General features: G+C 66.8%; 18 protein-coding genes. 16 read left to right on the top strand and 2 right to left on the bottom strand.

From position 1 onward, the window contains the following. Positions 1 to 91: 91 nt before the first annotated feature. From rph to EN786_RS32865, 6 genes are all read left to right on the top strand, one after another. Entirely contained in the window at positions 92 to 808 is a 717-nt protein-coding gene (gene rph / locus EN786_RS32895) for a ribonuclease PH (protein WP_127284854.1), read from the top strand. Positions 809 to 992: 184 nt separating this feature from the next. Continuing rightward, positions 993 to 1,403: a VOC family protein gene (locus EN786_RS32885; protein ID WP_127284853.1), complete on the top strand. Its 411-nt coding sequence runs from the start codon at positions 993 to 995 to the stop codon at positions 1,401 to 1,403. Then, positions 1,403 to 2,050 (top strand): RdgB/HAM1 family non-canonical purine NTP pyrophosphatase, encoded by a 648-nt coding sequence (rdgB, locus tag EN786_RS32880; RefSeq protein ID WP_127311632.1) that lies wholly within the window; start codon positions 1,403 to 1,405, stop codon positions 2,048 to 2,050. The genes EN786_RS32885 and rdgB overlap by 1 nt, the downstream gene beginning before the upstream one ends. 1 nt (position 2,051) lies before the next feature. Continuing rightward, positions 2,052 to 3,209 (top strand): radical SAM family heme chaperone HemW, encoded by a 1,158-nt coding sequence (hemW, locus tag EN786_RS32875; protein WP_127284851.1) that lies wholly within the window; start codon positions 2,052 to 2,054, stop codon positions 3,207 to 3,209. Between the two features lie 59 nt (positions 3,210 to 3,268). After that, positions 3,269 to 3,589: a low molecular weight protein tyrosine phosphatase family protein gene (locus tag EN786_RS32870; protein WP_127311631.1), complete on the top strand. Its 321-nt coding sequence runs from the start codon at positions 3,269 to 3,271 to the stop codon at positions 3,587 to 3,589. A 128-nt stretch (positions 3,590 to 3,717) separates the two neighbouring features. Beyond that, positions 3,718 to 4,155 carry an EamA family transporter gene (locus tag EN786_RS32865; protein ID WP_127284849.1) on the top strand — a complete coding sequence of 146 codons (438 nt, stop codon included), beginning with the start codon at positions 3,718 to 3,720 and terminating at the stop codon, positions 4,153 to 4,155. 73 nt (positions 4,156 to 4,228) lie between these two features. Here the strand turns inward: EN786_RS32865 and EN786_RS32860 are convergent, their stop codons facing one another. Then, on the bottom strand, positions 4,229 to 4,423 hold the full coding sequence (locus tag EN786_RS32860; RefSeq protein WP_135909605.1) for a hypothetical protein: 195 nt from the start codon (positions 4,421 to 4,423) through the stop codon (positions 4,229 to 4,231). Positions 4,424 to 4,587: 164 nt separating this feature from the next. Here EN786_RS32860 and rsmI point away from each other — a divergent pair, with 164 nt between their 5' ends. Continuing rightward, the gene (gene rsmI, locus EN786_RS32855; protein ID WP_127284847.1) at positions 4,588 to 5,496 is read left to right on the top strand and encodes a 16S rRNA (cytidine(1402)-2'-O)-methyltransferase; all 909 of its coding nucleotides are present in this window, start codon (positions 4,588 to 4,590) and stop codon (positions 5,494 to 5,496) included. Further along, positions 5,489 to 5,866, top strand: a complete 378-nt coding sequence (locus tag EN786_RS32850) for a YraN family protein (RefSeq protein ID WP_127284846.1) — start codon at positions 5,489 to 5,491, stop codon at positions 5,864 to 5,866. Before rsmI ends, EN786_RS32850 begins: the two co-directional genes overlap by 8 nt. A 143-nt stretch (positions 5,867 to 6,009) precedes the next feature. Here EN786_RS32850 and EN786_RS32845 read toward each other — a convergent pair whose 3' ends face one another. Continuing rightward, positions 6,010 to 6,816, bottom strand: coding sequence for an undecaprenyl-diphosphate phosphatase (locus EN786_RS32845; RefSeq protein WP_127287370.1), 807 nt, complete (start codon positions 6,814 to 6,816; stop codon positions 6,010 to 6,012). Between the two features lie 154 nt (positions 6,817 to 6,970). Between EN786_RS32845 and EN786_RS32840 the strand changes: the two genes are divergently transcribed. The 8 genes from EN786_RS32840 (at position 6,971) to EN786_RS32800 (ending at position 15,754) form a co-directional block, all read left to right on the top strand. Beyond that, complete coding sequence (locus tag EN786_RS32840; protein WP_127310994.1) at positions 6,971 to 7,663, top strand: glutathione S-transferase family protein; 693 nt, start codon at positions 6,971 to 6,973, stop codon at positions 7,661 to 7,663. Then, on the top strand, positions 7,644 to 8,798 hold the full coding sequence (queG, locus tag EN786_RS32835) for a tRNA epoxyqueuosine(34) reductase QueG (RefSeq protein ID WP_127310993.1): 1,155 nt from the start codon (positions 7,644 to 7,646) through the stop codon (positions 8,796 to 8,798). The genes EN786_RS32840 and queG overlap by 20 nt, the downstream gene beginning before the upstream one ends. After that, positions 8,795 to 9,700, top strand: coding sequence for an SDR family oxidoreductase (locus tag EN786_RS32830; RefSeq protein ID WP_127310992.1), 906 nt, complete (start codon positions 8,795 to 8,797; stop codon positions 9,698 to 9,700). The genes queG and EN786_RS32830 overlap by 4 nt, the downstream gene beginning before the upstream one ends. Before the next feature lie 82 nt (positions 9,701 to 9,782). Next, positions 9,783 to 10,889, top strand: coding sequence for a penicillin-insensitive murein endopeptidase (gene mepA / locus EN786_RS32825; RefSeq protein WP_135909603.1), 1,107 nt, complete (start codon positions 9,783 to 9,785; stop codon positions 10,887 to 10,889). Positions 10,890 to 11,220: 331 nt separating this feature from the next. Then, on the top strand, positions 11,221 to 12,240 hold the full coding sequence (locus EN786_RS32815; protein ID WP_127310990.1) for a glucokinase: 1,020 nt from the start codon (positions 11,221 to 11,223) through the stop codon (positions 12,238 to 12,240). Positions 12,241 to 12,365: 125 nt separating this feature from the next. Further along, on the top strand, positions 12,366 to 14,222 hold the full coding sequence (locus tag EN786_RS32810; protein ID WP_189524344.1) for an ABC transporter ATP-binding protein: 1,857 nt from the start codon (positions 12,366 to 12,368) through the stop codon (positions 14,220 to 14,222). After that, the gene (dapB, locus tag EN786_RS32805; protein ID WP_127286528.1) at positions 14,219 to 15,040 is read left to right on the top strand and encodes a 4-hydroxy-tetrahydrodipicolinate reductase; all 822 of its coding nucleotides are present in this window, start codon (positions 14,219 to 14,221) and stop codon (positions 15,038 to 15,040) included. The genes EN786_RS32810 and dapB overlap by 4 nt, the downstream gene beginning before the upstream one ends. A 93-nt stretch (positions 15,041 to 15,133) precedes the next feature. Further along, the gene (locus tag EN786_RS32800) at positions 15,134 to 15,754 is read left to right on the top strand and encodes a 2,3-bisphosphoglycerate-dependent phosphoglycerate mutase (protein ID WP_127286529.1); all 621 of its coding nucleotides are present in this window, start codon (positions 15,134 to 15,136) and stop codon (positions 15,752 to 15,754) included. Positions 15,755 to 16,002: the final 248 nt, after the last annotated feature.

The raw sequence follows: 16,002 nt of genomic DNA, 5'->3' as shown, positions 1-16,002 counted from the left end.
GCGCAACCCGGTCCATTTTCCTTTGCGCCATGCGCCGCATGCGTCTACAAGCCGGCCACGAATCCTTAAGAACCAGAGACAAGAGGCCTCGATGCGCCCCTCCAAACGCCAATCCGACGAAATGCGCGCCATCTCCTTCGAGCGCGGCGTCTCCAAGCACGCCGAAGGCTCGTGCCTGGTGAAATTCGGCGACACGCATGTTCTGTGCACGGCCAGCCTGGAGGAAAAGGTGCCGGCCTGGATGCGCAATTCCGGCAAGGGCTGGGTGACGGCCGAATACGGCATGCTGCCGCGCTCGACCGGCGAGCGCATGCGCCGCGAGGCCTCCGCCGGCAAGCAGGGCGGCCGCACGCTGGAGATCCAGCGGCTGATTGGCCGTTCCTTGCGCGCCGTGGTCGACCTGCAGGCGCTGGGCGAACAGCAGATCACCGTCGACTGCGACGTGATCCAGGCCGATGGCGGCACCCGCACCGCCTCGATCACCGGCGGCTGGGTGGCGCTCCATGACTGCCTGCGCTGGATGGAAGCCCGCCAGATGGCCAGCGTTTCCAAGGTGCTGAAGGACCACGTCGCGGCGATCTCCTGCGGCATCCATGACGGCCAGCCGGTCATCGATCTCGACTATCTCGAGGATTCCTCGGCCGGCACGGACGCCAATTTCGTCATGACCGGCAAGGGCGGCATCGTCGAGATCCAGGGTACTGCCGAGGGCGAGCCGTTCTCGGAGGACCAGTTCGCGGCGCTGATGAACCTGGCCAAGAAGGGAATTTCGCGCCTGGTGAGTTTGCAGCAGATGGCGGTGGCGTAGGTTTTCGAATGCCGAGCCTGGGCCCCCCTCTCTGGCCTGCCGGCCATCTCCCCCTCAAGGGGGGAGATTGGAAGCTTCCACGCCGGCCCCCATCTGGCTACGCCGGTGATTGGCTGAGGCAATCGATACAGCCAATCTCCCCCCTTGAGGGGGAGATGCCCGGCAGGGCAGAGAGGGGGGCTTCGTGATACCCTCCGCGATCCTTGAATCGGCGCTCTACGTCACAGACTTGCATGGCGCCGAAGCCTTCTATTCCGACATCCTCGGCCTCGAACTGATCGCCAGGGTCGAAGGCCGCCATGTCTTCTTCCGCTGCGGGACCGGCGTGCTGCTGCTGTTCAACGCCGAGGCGACCAAAATCCCGCCGGCGCCGGACGCCAGGCTGAAGGTGCCGGCGCATGGCACGGTGGGCGAGGGCCATCTCTGCTTTGCCGCCAGCGCCGACGAGATCGCCGGCTGGCGCGAGCACCTCGCGGCACGGAACATCGCCATCGAAAGCGACTTCGAATGGCCGCAAGGCGGGCGCTCGATCTACTTTCGCGACCCCTCGGGCAATTCGATCGAATTCGCCGAGCCAAGGATCTGGGGCCTGTGATGCATTCTTTGAACGGACACAAGATCGTCGTCGCCAGCCACAATGAGGGCAAGCTGCGCGAGTTCGCCGACCTGATGGCGCCGTTCGGCTTCGAGGCGAAATCGGCCAAGGAATACGGCCTGCCCGAGCCGGACGAGACCGGCACGACGTTCGAGGAGAACGCCTACATCAAGGCATATGCCGCGGCCAAGGCCACCGGCCTGCCGGCACTGTCCGACGATTCCGGCCTCTGCGTCGACGCGCTCGACGGCGCGCCCGGCGTCTACACCGCCAACTGGGCCGAGACGCCCGACGCCAGCCGCGACTTCGGCATGGCCATGCAGCGCACGGAAGTGGCGCTGCAGGAGGTCGGCGCGGCCGAAGCTGCGCAGCGCACGGGCCGTTTCGTCGCGGTCATCTGTCTGGCGTTTCCCGACGGCGAGGCCGAATATTATCGCGGTGAGGCTGAAGGCACGCTGGTGTGGCCGCCGCGCGGCACGCTCGGCTTCGGCTACGATCCGGTGTTCCTGCCCAATGGGTTCGAAAAGACCTTCGGCGAGATGAGCGCCGAGCAAAAACACGGCTGGAAGCCGGGCCAGCCGACGGCGCTGTCGCACCGCGCCCGCGCCTTCCAGAAATTCGCGCGCGCCAGGTTGGGATCGGCCTGAGATGCTGCTCGACCGCAGCCCCGGCTTCGGCGTCTACATCCACTGGCCGTTCTGCGCGGCCAAGTGCCCCTATTGCGACTTCAACAGCCATGTCCGCCATCAGCCGGTCGACCAGGAGCGTTTTGCGCGCGCGTTCGCGACGGAGCTGGCGACCATGCGCGCCCGCACCGGACCGCGCGAGGTGACCAGCATCTTCCTCGGCGGCGGCACGCCGTCGCTGATGAAGCCGGAGACGGTGGCCTCCGTGCTGGATGCGGTGGCGAGGAACTGGACGGTGCCTGATGGCATCGAGGTGACGCTGGAGGCCAACCCGTCCTCGGTCGAGGCCGAGCGCTTCCGCGGCTATCGCGCCGCCGGCGTCAACCGCGTGTCGCTCGGCGTACAGGCGCTGAACGACAAGGACCTGCGCTTCCTCGGCCGGCTGCACAATGTCGAGGAGGCGCTGCATGCCATCGGGCTCGCGCGCGAGATCTTTCCGCGCCTCTCCTTCGACCTGATCTATGCGCGGCCCGACCAGACGCCGGAGGCTTGGCGAGCCGAGCTCGAGCAGGCCATCGGCCATGCCGCCGACCATCTGTCGCTCTACCAGCTCACCATCGAGGAAGGCACGCCGTTCCACGCGCTGCACGCGGCGAAGAAGTTCACCATTCCCGACAACGACCATGCCGCCGATCTCTACGCGCTGACGCAAGAGGTGACCGCCGCGCATGGGCTGCCGGCCTACGAGATTTCCAACCACGCCAGGCCTGGCGCGGAAAGCCGGCACAATTTGACCTACTGGCGCTACGGCGAATATGTCGGCGTCGGCCCCGGCGCGCATGGCCGTTTCGTCGAGAACGGGCGCCGCACGGTCACCATCGCCGAGAGGATGCCGGAAACCTGGGCAAATCTGGTCGAGGCCAAGGGCCATGGCGTCACCGGCGGCGAGATTTTGACGCGTTCCGAGGAAGCCGACGAGTTCCTGTTGATGGGGCTGCGGCTGGCCGAAGGCATCGATCTTGCGCGCTACGAGGCGTTTTCCGGACGCGGCCTGTCAAGCGCGCGACTGGCGGTGCTGCAGGAAGAGGGGCTTGTCGCGCCGGTCGGCAATTCCCGGCTGCGCGCCACGACGGCCGGCATGATCGTGCTCGATGCCGTGGTGGCGGACCTGGCGCGCTGAGCATGATCCCGAAAAGTGGAAGCCGGTTTTCGGACAAGATCATGCTTGAGTAAAAGCCCTTGAAGAACATCCTCTTCGTATGCGGCCAGAACCGCTTGCGCAGCCCGACGGCCGAGCAGGTGTTTTCCAAACGAAGGGATATCGAGGTCGCCTCGGCCGGCACCAATCACGATGCCGACAATCCGCTGACGCATGAGCTGGTCGCCTGGGCCGACATCATCTTCGTGATGGAAAAGGCGCACCGCGCCAAGCTGCAGAAGAAATTCAAGGCGAGCCTGAAGCGGGCAAGGGTCATCTGCCTCGACATTCCGGACAATTACGAGTTCATGGACCCGGAGCTGGTGCGGCTGCTCGAGGCTAAGGTGCCGCGATATCTGTAAAGAAGCGGTGTGCCAGCGCTGATGGCGCAGCCAATCTCCAAGCCCTGCCGATTGCGCTTCTGGTGGTGCGCGTTTCGCGGTATCCGGTTAACGCACTTGCGGACAGAAAACCGACAAGGCCACCCGAAATGAACCTGACCGCTTCTTCCTGGCAATTCTGGGCGCTGCTGTCGGCGGCTTTCGCGGCGCTGACGGCGATTTTCGCCAAGGTCGGCATCGAGACCATCAATTCCGATTTTGCCACCTTGATCCGCACCGCCATCATCCTGGTCGTGCTCGCGGCCATTCTCGCCGCCAGCGGCCAGTTCCAGCCGTTGGCATCGATCTCCGGAAAAACGTGGCTGTTCCTCGGTCTTTCCGGATTGGCTACCGGCGCCTCGTGGCTCTGCTATTTCCGCGCGCTGAAAATCGGCAACGCGGCGCAGGTGGCGCCGATCGACAAACTAAGCGTCGTGCTTGTGGCGGTGTTTGGCGCGGTCTTTCTCGGCGAGCGCCTCTCCGGAGCGAACTGGCTTGGCGTCGGCCTTATCGCGGCGGGGGCGGTGCTGGTCGCCTATCGGGGCTAGCGGCACGCCTTCGCGGCTGTTCCTGGTTTCGAGACGGGTGATGAAAATATCGAAGCGATTGGGCATCGTCCGGTCAGTGCTCCGTCGTGCTATCGGTTGCGGCCTTGAGCCTGGTCTTCGGCCGGCGGCGCAAACGCCGCTTGCCGGCCTCGGTTTTACCGGCGGCGTCATCGGCGCTGGCCGGCAGGCACTTGTTCCTTCGCATGGCGAAACGCTTGCGGCCCGCATAATAGGGCTCGAAAACGTCCTGAATCTTCAGGCTATCCATCCTGTGCCTCCCCGAGACTCACACATGCGAGACTCACGGATAAAATTCGCCGGTGACGGTTTCGTTCCGCACTATGGCAAAGGCATGGCGGGCGACATTACTTCGTCGTCACGTTTTGCAACCGGGCATCAGCCGTGCCAAACAGGCTGCATGGAGGACCAAGGGTGACCGGCGACAAACGCAGCTATGTGATCGGGCAGACCGAGATCGCGGCGCGGCCGCTCGCGCCGGCGCTCTATCTGGTGGCGACGCCGATCGGCAACCTCGCCGACATCACGCTGCGCGCGCTGGAGACGCTGGCCGCCGCCGACATCGTCGCCTGCGAGGACACGCGCGTGTCGCGCGTGCTGCTGGAGCGCTACGGCATCCGCCGCCGCACCACCGCCTATCACGATCACAATGCACCCGAGGCCGGACCGAAGCTGATCGCGGCGCTCGAGGCCGGGCAGAGCGTGGCGCTGATCTCGGACGCCGGGACGCCGCTGGTCTCCGATCCCGGCTACCGGCTGGTCGGCGAGGCGCTCGACCGTGGCATCCGCGTCGTGCCGATCCCCGGCCCGTCGGCGGCGCTGGCGGCGCTGACCGCGTCCGGCCTGCCTTCCGACGCCTTTCTTTTCGCCGGGTTCCTGCCGGTGAAGACCGGCCAGCGGTTGACGAAACTTGAGAGCTTCAGGCAGGTGCCGGCGACGCTGATCTTCTTCGAGTCGCCCAGGCGGCTGGCCGAGACGCTTGCGGCGATGGCCGAGGCGCTGGGCGGCACACGCCGGGCGGCGATCGGCCGCGAGCTGACCAAGGCCTTCGAGGAGACGCGGACCGGCACGCTGCGGGCTCTTGCCGAGCACTATGCGGCGGCCGACACGCCCAAGGGCGAGATCGTCATCTGCGTCGGTCCCGCCGAGGCCAAGGCCGACGAACCTGAAGACATCGACCGGCTGCTGTTGTCGCTCGCCGCCGAAATGCCGGCCTCCAAGGCGGCAGCGGAAGCGGCGAAGATGACCGGCGGCCAGAAGCAGGCGCTCTACCGGCGGCTGCTCGAGCTCAGGGACACCTCGGCAGAGGGCAGCGGTGGCTGAGCGCCCGGCCGCCAGCCGCCTGAAAGCCTATCGGCGCGGCCATCGCGGTGAATGGCTGGCGGCGCTGGCGCTGATGCTGAAAGGCTACCGGATCCTGGCGCGGCGCCACCGCACAAGGTTCGGCGAGATCGACCTGATCGCCAGGCGCGGCGACCTGGTGCTGTTCGTCGAGGTCAAGGCGCGGCGCACGCTGATGGAAGCGATGGAGGCGATCGCCTACGAATCGGAGCGCCGCATCGAGAGCGCCGCCGACCTCTGGCTGTCGCGCCAGCCCGACTATGGCAGACTGTCGGCGCGCTTCGACATGGTGGCCGTGCTGCCCTGGCGCTGGCCGGTGCATGTCGAGAACGCGTTTTATGGAAGGAATTGAAGGCCTTACCCTCCCCCTTGTGGGGAGGGTCGGCGAGCAAGCGACGCGCAGCGTCGTTGGCGAACCGGGGCGGGGGTTGGCGCTGACCCCCACCCCGATCCGCTATGCGGATCGACCCTCCCCACAAGGGGGAGGGTGGGCGCTTACCCCCAGATCATCAGCGCCACCAGCCCGAGCCCGCCGACCACCAAGCGCCACCAGCCGAACAGCGAATAGCCGTTGCGCGAGACGTAATCGAGCAGGAAGCGGACGACGAACAGCGCGGTGACGAAGGCGGCGACGAAGCCGATGGCGATGATCGGCAGGTCGGCCGAGGTCAGCACGTTGCGGTTCTTGAACAGGTCGAAGGCGAAGGCGCCGACCATGGTCGGGATGGCGAGAAAGAAGGAGAATTCCGCCGCCGCGCGCTTGTCGACGCCGAGCAGCAGCGCGCCGACGATGGTCGAGCCGGAGCGCGAGGTGCCGGGGATCAGCGACAGGCACTGGAACAGGCCGATCTGCAGATAGAGCCGCGTCGGGAAGCGCTCGACGTCGCGATAGACGGGCTTGAGGTTCATCCGATCGACCAGAAGCAGGACGACGCCGCCGATGATCAGCATGATGCAGATCAGCCGCGGCGATTCGAACAGGATAGTCTTGATGAAGTCATGCGCCAGCGCGCCGATGATGGCCGCCGGCAGGAAGGCGATGAGGATGCCGATGACGAAATGCCTGGTCAGCCGGTCGTGCGGCAGTTCGAGCAGCATCTGCCACAGGCGTTTGAAATAGACGCTGAGGATGGCGAGGATGGCGCCGAGCTGGATCAGGATCTCGAACGCCTTGCCGGTCGAATGGAAGCCGAGGAAATGGCCGGCGAGCAGGATGTGGCCGGTCGAAGACACCGGAATGAACTCGGTCAGGCCCTCCAGCAGGCCGAGCAGCAGCGCTTCGACGATGGTCTGGCTATCCATGGCAACCTCGGGATTGGGACTCAAAGAAGGGCTTGCTTGTCATGGCGCGGAAGTCCCCCTATAGGTCGCAGCACCCTGACGGTCCGCTTTGCGGGCGGCCAAGACTTACCGGCGCGGCCGGCGATTCGCCAGTGCGCCTTATTATCGCGGGACCATGCTGACGCTCTTCCACCACCCGATGTTCGCCTCCTGCCGGTTCGTGCGCCTCGCCTTCGGCGAATATGGCGAGGAGCTGGCGCTGATCGAGGAAAAGCCGTGGACGCGGCGCAAGGAGTTTTTGGCGCTGAACCCGGCCGGAACCTTGCCGATCCTGCTTGCCGAGGGCGACGTGCCGATCGTCGGCGCCATGGTGATCGCCGAATATCTCGACGAGACGCGCGGCGTGCTGAAGCGCGACAAGCGGCTGTTCGCCGAGGACCCGATGGAGCGCGCCGAGATCCGCCGGCTGACCGACTGGTACCTGAACAAGGCCGAGAGCGAGGTGACCCGCCACCTGGTGCGCGAGCGCGTGCTGAAGCCGATCATGCCGGAGACGGCGGGCGGCGGCTCGCCCGATTCGGCGGCGATCCGCGCCGCCCGCGCCAACATCCGCCAGCACATGAAGTACACCAACTGGCTGGCCGGCACCCGCCACTGGCTGGCCGGCAGCAGGGTGACCTATGCCGACCTCGCGGCGGCGGCCGCACTTTCGGTGCTCGACTATCTGGGCGAGATCGACTGGCGCGAGCACACCGCGGCGCGGGAATGGTATACAAGGGTCAAGTCACGGCCCTCGTTCCGGCCACTTCTGTCCGACCGGGTGCGCGGCCTGTCGCCGGTGTCGCATTATGCGGACCTCGATTTCTAAGACCGAAAACCTGCGCGCGCTGATCGACGGCGAGGCCAGGCGCGCCGGTTTCGACGCCGTCGCCGTCACCAGGCCCGATGCCATCCCGCTGGCGCCGGCCAGGCTCGCCGAATTCGTCGCCGACGGTTTTCATGGCTCGATGGGCTGGATCGCCGAGACGATCGAACGCCGGGCCGAACCATCGACGCTGTGGCCCGAAGTGCGCTCGATCGTCGTGCTGGCCATGAATTACGGGCCGGACCACGATCCGCGCAAGCTGCAGGCAAGGCGCGACCGCGGCGCGATCTCGGTCTATGCGCAGAACCGCGACTATCACGATATTATGAAGGGCCGGCTGAAGGAGATCGCCGGCAAGATCGTGGCAAAGGCCGGCGGCGACGTGAAAGTGTTCGTCGATACGGCACCGGTGATGGAAAAGCCGCTCGCCGAAGCCGCCGGCCTCGGCTGGCAAGGCAAGCACACCAATCTGGTCAGCCGGCAACACGGCTCCTGGCTGTTCCTCGGCACCATCTTCACCACCGCCGAGCTGGAACCCGACACGGCGGAAGAGGACCATTGCGGCTCCTGCCGCGCCTGCCTCGACGCCTGCCCGACCGACGCTTTTCCGGCGCCCTACCGGCTCGACGCGCGGCGCTGCATCTCCTACCTCACCATCGAGAACAAGGGGCCGATCCCGCGCGAATTCCGCGACAAGATCGGCAACCGCATCTATGGCTGCGACGATTGTCTCGCCGCCTGCCCGTGGAACAAGTTCGCCCGCACCGCCTCGGAGGCGAAGCTTGCCGCGCGCGCGGATTTGCGAGAGCCGCCGCTGGCGGAGCTGCTCAGCTTCGACGACGCGGCCTTCCGCAGCTTTTTCTCGGGTTCGCCGATCAAGCGCATCGGTCGCGACCGGTTCATCCGCAATGTGCTGATCGCCGCCGGCAATTCGGGCGACGCCGCGCTGGCGGGCGCGGTCCGTGCCTTGCTGGGCGACGCCTCGCCGCTGGTGCGAGGCGCGGCCGTCTGGGCGCTGTCCAGGCTTCTACCCGACACCGAGTTCGCCTCGCGCGCCGCCACCGCCCTGGCAACCGAAGATGACATGACAGTGCGCGACGAATGGCTGTCGGCCCTGCCAGCAAAGGTCCATGCATGAGTGAAAAGCAGTTCTTCGTCTTTGGCGCCGGCTATTCCGGCAAGGCCTTCGCCCGCGCCAGCCGGGATGGGGTGACAATCCTCGGCACGACGCGCTCGCCGGAGAAGTTCGCGGCGCTCAGCCAGGCCGGCATCGCGCCGCTGCGCTTCGACGGCGCGCTGACGGCCGAGATCGGCGAGGCCTTGAAAACGACCACGCATCTGATCGTCTCGGTGGCGCCGGAAGAGGCCGGCGACCCGGTGCTCGGCGCCGCGCGCGAGGCGATCGCAGCGATGCCGGCGCTGGAATGGATCGCCTATCTCTCCACCGTCGGCGTCTATGGAGACCATGGCGGCGGCTGGGTGGACGAGAGGGCCGAGTGCCGACCGGTGTCGAAGCGCTCGGTGATGCGGGTGGCCGCCGAACAGGAGTGGCTGAAGCTCGGCGAGGAGATCGGCCGGCCGGTGGCGATCCTGCGCCTCTCCGGCATCTACGGTCCGGGCCGCAACGCGCTGGTCAATCTGGCCGACGGCACCGCCAGACGGCTGGTCAAGCCCGGCCAGGTGTTCAACCGCATCCATTGCGACGACATTGCCGGCGCGCTCTGGCATCTGGCCGGGAAAAATCGCGGCGGCATATTCAACGTCACCGACGACGAGCCGGCGCCGCCGCAGGATGTCGTCGCCTATGCCGCCGGGCTGATGGGCGTCGAAGCGCCGCCGGAAATCGCCTTCGAGACGGCGCAGCTTTCGCCGATGGCGCGCTCCTTCTACGGCGAGAACAAGCGCGTCTCCAACGCCGCGATCAAGGCGGCCGGCTATCGCTTTGCCTTCCCCGACTACCGCTCGGCCCTCGACCATATGTGGGCCGACGGCAGCTGGCGCGAGGGCGAGCCGCGCAGCCCGATGAAACGCGCTGATTAAAGCGCGGCGCCGGGCATGCTATGATTCGCGCCGCGGCCGCTCTCGAGGATCGGGCGGCGCGACAGGAGAGGGATGCGGCTTCATGGTGACCTCGTTGCGATCATTGCCCGTCAGGCGGCCGTTCCTGACGGCGACGCTGGCGATCCTGGCGCTGGCCGGGCTGGCGGCGGGCGCGCTGACGGCCGAGCCGCGGGCAAAAGACCTGTTCGGGGCCGAGAAGCTGCCGGCGGTGGCGGCGGCGCAATCCTTCGGCTTCTATTCCAAGGGCTGCTTCGCCGGCGGCGTCGCCATTCCGATGGACGGACCGAGCTGGGAAGTGATGCGCCCCTCGCGCAACCGCCGCTGGGGCCATCCGGCGATGATCGCGCTGATCGAGAAGCTGGCGCGCGACGCGCATGCCGACGGCTGGCCCGGCCTTCTGATCGGCGACATCTCGCAGCCGCGCGGCGGGCCGATGCTGACCGGCCACGCGTCGCACCAGATCGGCCTCGACGCCGACATCTGGCTGACGCCGATGCCCCGCCGGCCACTGTCGATGGCGCAGCGCGAATCGATGAGCGCAACGCTGATGGTCGACGAGAAGACGCATCTGGTGAAGGACGCGCTGTGGACGACGCGGCACACGCAACTGTTGAAGCGCGCGGCGAGCTATCCCGAGGTCGAGCGCATCCTGGTCAATCCGGGCATCAAGAAAAAGCTGTGCGACACGGTGAAGGGCGACCGTTCCTGGCTGCGCAAAATCCGGCCGTTCTGGGGCCACGACTATCATTTCCACATGCGCATCGGCTGCCAGCCGGGCTCGCACGGCTGCAAGGCGCAGGAAGCGACGCCGACCGATGACGGCTGCGGCAAGCCGCTGGCCTGGTGGTTCACCGCGGAGCCGTGGCGCCCCAACAAGAACCCGGACGCGCCGAAGGCGCGCGACATCATGACGATGGCGAACCTGCCGAAGGAATGCCGGGCGGTGCTCGACGCGCCAAACCCGGCTTCGGCGGAAGCCGTCACCTATCATGGCGACGGCCTACCGATCGCGGGTAACGACCTGCCGATCGCGGCCGCCGAGCCGCCGCCGCCCGTGGCGGAACCGATGGTGCCGGTTGGTGCCGCGGCGCTGCCGGCCTCGGCGAGCGCTTTTGCGCCGACCCCGAAAATCGGCATTCCACTGCCACGGCCAAGGCCGGAAAACTGACGCCAGGCATTCCGGGCTAATTGTCGAAGCAGGCGCCGCCCCTCATCGCCCTGCCGGGCACTTCTCCCCGTATAGTGACGGGGAGAAGGGGGCAGGCCGCAGCGCTGGCACTCCTTCTTGACACGCCTGCAATCGGCGAGATCGCGAATGACAGCGTCCCTCTCCCCGTCACTATACGGGGAGAGGGTGCCGGCAGGCGGGCGAGGGGCGGCGCCGACGCTGAAAAGGACGAGATTCAAGCTGACGCGAAGCGGCTTTCCCTTTGCAAGCCCATGCGCTAGTTCAACGAAGAGACAAACGGCAGACTGCCGGAACGGGGACGTGCAACAGCATGGCAGGTGAAGACGAGACAACGCTGCGGTTTCCGGTCCTGATCGGCGACATCGGCGGCACCAATGCGCGCTTCTCGATCGTGCTCGACGCCAATTCGGAGCCGACCGAGCCGCAGATCGTCCAGACCGCCAATTTCAACACCATCGACGAGGCGATCCAGGCGGCGGTGCTCGACCGTTCCTCGGTGCGGCCGAATTCGGCCGTGCTGGCGATCGCCGGGCCGGTCGACGGCGACGAGATCCCGCTCACCAATTGCCCCTGGGTGGTCAAGCCGAGGCAGATGTTCGCCAATCTGGGCCTGAGCGAGGTCGTCGTGCTCAACGACTTCGAGGCGCAGGCGCTGGCCGTCGTGGCGCTCGGCGAGGAACATATGGAGAAGATCGGCGGCGGCACGCCGGAGCCGAACGCCAGCCGCGTCGTGCTCGGCCCCGGCACCGGCCTCGGCGTTGCCGGGCTGATCCATGCGCTCAACCACTGGATACCGGTGCCCGGCGAAGGCGGACACATGGATATCGGCCCGCGCTCGCCACGCGATTTCCAGGTTTTCCCGCATATAGAGCGGCTCGAAGGCCGCGTTTCCGGCGAGCAGATCCTGTGCGGGCGCGGCCTGGTCAATATCTACCGCGCGGTGGCCAAGGCCGACGGCAAGCCGGCGCCGTTCAGCGCGCCGGCCGAGATCACCGGCGCGGCGCTGGCGAAGTCCGACCCGGTGGCGGAGGAGGCGCTTTCGCTGTTCGTCACCTGCCTCGGCCGCACCGCCGGCGACCTGGCGCTGGTGTTCATGAGCCGGGGCGGCGTCTTTCTCACCGGCGGCATCGCGCAGAAGATCGTGCCGGCGCTGAAAGCGGGCAATTTCCGCGCCGCTTTCGAGGACAAGGCGCCGCACAGCGCCTTGCTGCGCGCGATGCCGGTCTATGTCATCACGCATCCGCTGGCGGCGCTTCTCGGCCTCGCCGCCTATGCCAGGAATCCCTCGCTGTTCGGCGTGCAGACGGCGGGGCGGCACTGGCGGGTGTAGCGCTTCGCGCCCTGGTTGTCGGTTCGCGAATCGCGCCGCGACGAAGTTTCGCCATAGGCAAGCCGCGACGGGAACGCTAAGAGGGGTGCCGAATTTCCAGACGGAACCACGGAACGACCCTCGATTTGAACCAGCTTCAACACCAAGCGATAGCCCGGCCCGGCGAGACCTGGGCGGTGCTGCGCCGCATCATCGCCGAAAACGGCCGCGAATACCGCTCAGCCTACATCTTCGCCACCCTGTGCCTGCTGACCGTGTCCGCAACGACGGCCTTCACCGCCTGGGTGATGAGCCCGGTCGTCAACCAGATCTTCTATGAGCGACGCGGCGATCTGATCGTGCTGATCTGCGCCGGGATCATGGGCTCCTTCACGCTGCGCGGGCTGGCCACCTATGGCCAGGCGGTGACGCTGGCGCGGATCGGCAACAATCTGGTGGCGCGCTATCAGCGCCGCATCTTCGACCACCTGATGAAGCTCGGCGTCGGCTTCTTCAACGACACCCGTTCGGGCCAGCTCGCCGCGCAGGTCAACGAGAACATCAACGGCATCCGCGACCTGTTGTCGATGACGCTGACCTCGATCGCGCGCGACGGGGTGACGCTGCTCGGCCTGATCTGCGTCATGATCTACCAGGATCCGCTGCTGTCGCTCTCGTCGCTGCTGATCGGACCGCCGCTGATCTACACCGTCGTCTATCTGATGCGCCGCGTGCGCCGCATCGCGCGCGAATCCGTGCAGATCAACTCGCGGCTGATCGGCGCCATGCAGGAGGCGACGCAAGGCATCGCCATCGTCAAGGCGTTCACCATGGAGGGCGAACTGGCGCGCCGCATCGGCAAGCTCGCCGAAAGCGCCGAGCAGCGGGGCAACAAGATCGCCCGCGTCTCGGAGCGGCTGACGCCGATTTCCGACATGCTGGCCGGCCTCGCCGTCACTGGCGTCATTGCCTATTCCGGCTACCGGGCGCTGGTCCTCGGGCAGCCGCCGGGCGCGGTGTTCTCCTTCATCACGGCGCTGATCCTGGCCTATGATCCGGCGCGGCGTCTGGCGCGCATGCAGGTCGGCATGGAGCGGTCGCTGGTCAACGCGCGCATGATCTACGAGCTTCTCGACCAGCAGCCGCAGCAGGGCGATGCGACCGGCGCGGTCGAAGCGAGGATCACCACCGGCGAGGTGCGTTTCAATAATGTCTCGTTCCGCTATGCCGCCGACGCGCCGGTGCTCAAGGAATTGAGCTTTACCGCCGCCGCCGGCAAGGTGACGGCCATCGTCGGCGCATCCGGCGCCGGCAAGTCGACGCTAGTGGCGCTGCTGCAGCGCTTCTACGATGTCGAGGCCGGCAGCATCGAGGTTGACGGCCAGGACATTTCCAGGCTGACGAAGCATTCGCTTCGCAGCTCGATCGCCTATGTCTCGCAGGGGCCCTATTTGTTCGAGGGCACGATCCGCGACAACATCCGCTATGGCCGGCTTTCGGCCACGGATGCGGAGATCGAATGGGCGGCAAAGCAGGCGGCGGCGGACGAGTTCATCCGCCAGCAGCCGCAAGGCTACGACACGCCGGTCGGCGAGAACGGCGTGACGCTATCGGGCGGACAGCGCCAGCGCGTCTCGATCGCCCGCGCCATCGTGCGCCAGGCGCCGATCCTTTTGCTCGACGAGGCGACCTCGGCGCTCGACAATGAGGCTGAGGCGCGCGTCCAGGAGGCGCTGACCCATGTCATGGAAGGGCGCACGACCATCGTCATCGCGCACCGGCTGTCGACCGTGGTGAATGCCGACCACATCATCGTGCTGGAAGAGGGCCGGCTGGTCGAGGAAGGCACCCATGCCTTGCTGATGGCCGATCCGCACAGCGTCTATGCCCGTTTCCACCGGGTGCAGGGCAAGAAGGGTCTGGGGCTTGTCGACGACGCCAAGCCCATCCAAACTCCGCCGCCGCGCAGCCGCGCGAAGAGGGCGGTCGGGAGAGAGGCATGAGCGAAACGGGCGATATGGGCCTGGTGGTGGTTGGCGCGGCCGGCCGCATGGGCCAGACGCTGATCCGCGCCATCCACACGATGCCGGGGGCGCGCGTCGCTGGCGCCGTCGAGCGGCCGGGATCGCCCTATCTCGGCAAGGATGCCGGCGAACTCGCCGGCATCGGCATCATCAACGTGCCGATATCGGACGATCCGCTGCCTGCCTTCGCCAAGGCCGACGGCGTGCTCGATTTCACCGCGCCGGCGGCGACCGTCGAATTCGCCGGCTACGCGGCGCAGGCGCGCATCGTCCATGTCATCGGCACCACCGGCTGCTCGGCGGACGACAACGCCGCGATAGCGGCAGCTGCCCGCCACGCGACGATCGTCAAATCAGGCAATATGAGCCTCGGCGTCAATCTGCTGGCGGTGCTGGTGGAGCAGGCCGCGCGCGCGCTCGACGGCGACGATTTCGACATCGAGATCCTGGAAATGCACCACCGCCACAAGGTCGACGCGCCTTCGGGAACGGCGCTTCTGCTCGGCGAAGCAGCGGCGGCCGGGCGCGAGATCCCGCTTGCCGGCAACGACGTGCGCGTGCGCGACGGCCATACCGGCGTGCGCAAGCCGGGCACGATCGGCTTCGCCACGCTGCGCGGCGGCTCGGTGGTCGGCGACCACTCGGTGGTGCTGGCCGGCACCGGCGAGCGCATCACGCTGTCCCACCATGCCGAGGACCGGGCGATCTTCGCGCGCGGAGCCGTAAAAGCCGCGCTTTGGGCTCGCGCGAAGAAGCCCGGACTTTATTCGATGCGGGACGTGCTCGGCCTGAGCTGAGGCGGCCTCTTCCAATATTTTTGTTCTACGCAATTCCGGACGGAAAACCGCGACACACTTTTCCTGGAATTGCTCAAACTCGAAGGAGCAAACATGTCGAGAACCCTCGTGCTCGTGCGCCACGGCCAGAGCGACTGGAACCTGAAGAACCTGTTCACCGGCTGGCGCGACGTCGACCTGACCGAGCAGGGCCATGCCGAGGCCAAGGCCGCCGGCCAGAAGCTCAAGGCACGCGGGCTGAAGTTCGACATCGCCTTCACCTCAGCGCTGATCCGGGCGCAGAAGACCTGCCAGCACATCCTCGACGCGGTCGGCCAGAGCGATCTCAAGACCATCCGTGATCAGGCGCTGAACGAGCGCGACTATGGCGATCTCTCCGGCCTCAACAAGGACGACGCGCGCAAGAAATGGGGCGAGGAGCAGGTGCATATCTGGCGCCGCTCCTACGACGTCTCGCCGCCCGGCGGCGAAAGCCTGAAGGACACCGGCGCGCGCGTCTGGCCCTATTACTTGCACGACCTGCAGCCGCACGTGCTGCGTGGCGAGACCGTGCTGGTGGCCGCGCACGGCAATTCGCTGCGCGCGCTGATCATGGCGCTGGACGGCAAGAGCGGCGAGGAGATCGTCAAGCTCGAGCTCGGCACCGGCGTGCCAGTGATCTACACGCTCAACGCCGATTCGACCGTGGCGTCGAAGGAAGTGCTGGAAGGCTGAGCTTTCGCCGGCGGCGGGAGCCAGGGGCGGTGGCTCTCCGGGCCAATCACCTCCGGTCTGATTTCCGTCCGCCCCTTTTTGCCCGACGCCTGTGCCGCCCCTCACCTACCTGCCGGCATCCTTGTAACTTGTCCCTTGCCGACTCTGCTATTGCAGCAGGTGCGGTGGCGGACGAGAGACCGGAGCATCTTTGGGCCTTGAAGCCCGTGGGAGAGCGAGGGTCTTCGTCCGCCGTTCCATCGACCCCG

The sequence above is a fragment of the Mesorhizobium sp. M4B.F.Ca.ET.143.01.1.1 genome (genome assembly GCF_004792275.1).
Lineage (GTDB): Bacteria > Pseudomonadota > Alphaproteobacteria > Rhizobiales > Rhizobiaceae > Mesorhizobium > Mesorhizobium abyssinicae.
This window is presented reverse-complemented; position numbering and strand designations above follow the sequence as displayed.

What these genes read in the sequence shown, in the direction of transcription:
- rph (WP_127284854.1), top strand. Translation starts at nt 92, where the DNA reads ATGCGCCCCTCCAAACGCCAATCCGACGAAATGCGCGCCATCTCCTTC.
- rdgB (WP_127311632.1), top strand. Translation starts at nt 1,403, where the DNA reads ATGCATTCTTTGAACGGACACAAGATCGTCGTCGCCAGCCACAATGAG.
- hemW (WP_127284851.1), top strand. Translation starts at nt 2,052, where the DNA reads ATGCTGCTCGACCGCAGCCCCGGCTTCGGCGTCTACATCCACTGGCCG.
- EN786_RS32865 (WP_127284849.1), top strand. Translation starts at nt 3,718, where the DNA reads ATGAACCTGACCGCTTCTTCCTGGCAATTCTGGGCGCTGCTGTCGGCG.
- EN786_RS32860 (WP_135909605.1), bottom strand. Translation starts at nt 4,423, where the DNA reads ATGGATAGCCTGAAGATTCAGGACGTTTTCGAGCCCTATTATGCGGGC.
- EN786_RS32845 (WP_127287370.1), bottom strand. Translation starts at nt 6,816, where the DNA reads ATGGATAGCCAGACCATCGTCGAAGCGCTGCTGCTCGGCCTGCTGGAG.
- EN786_RS32840 (WP_127310994.1), top strand. Translation starts at nt 6,971, where the DNA reads ATGCTGACGCTCTTCCACCACCCGATGTTCGCCTCCTGCCGGTTCGTG.
- queG (WP_127310993.1), top strand. Translation starts at nt 7,644, where the DNA reads ATGCGGACCTCGATTTCTAAGACCGAAAACCTGCGCGCGCTGATCGAC.
- EN786_RS32830 (WP_127310992.1), top strand. Translation starts at nt 8,795, where the DNA reads ATGAGTGAAAAGCAGTTCTTCGTCTTTGGCGCCGGCTATTCCGGCAAG.
- mepA (WP_135909603.1), top strand. Translation starts at nt 9,783, where the DNA reads ATGGTGACCTCGTTGCGATCATTGCCCGTCAGGCGGCCGTTCCTGACG.
- EN786_RS32815 (WP_127310990.1), top strand. Translation starts at nt 11,221, where the DNA reads ATGGCAGGTGAAGACGAGACAACGCTGCGGTTTCCGGTCCTGATCGGC.
- dapB (WP_127286528.1), top strand. Translation starts at nt 14,219, where the DNA reads ATGAGCGAAACGGGCGATATGGGCCTGGTGGTGGTTGGCGCGGCCGGC.
- EN786_RS32800 (WP_127286529.1), top strand. Translation starts at nt 15,134, where the DNA reads ATGTCGAGAACCCTCGTGCTCGTGCGCCACGGCCAGAGCGACTGGAAC.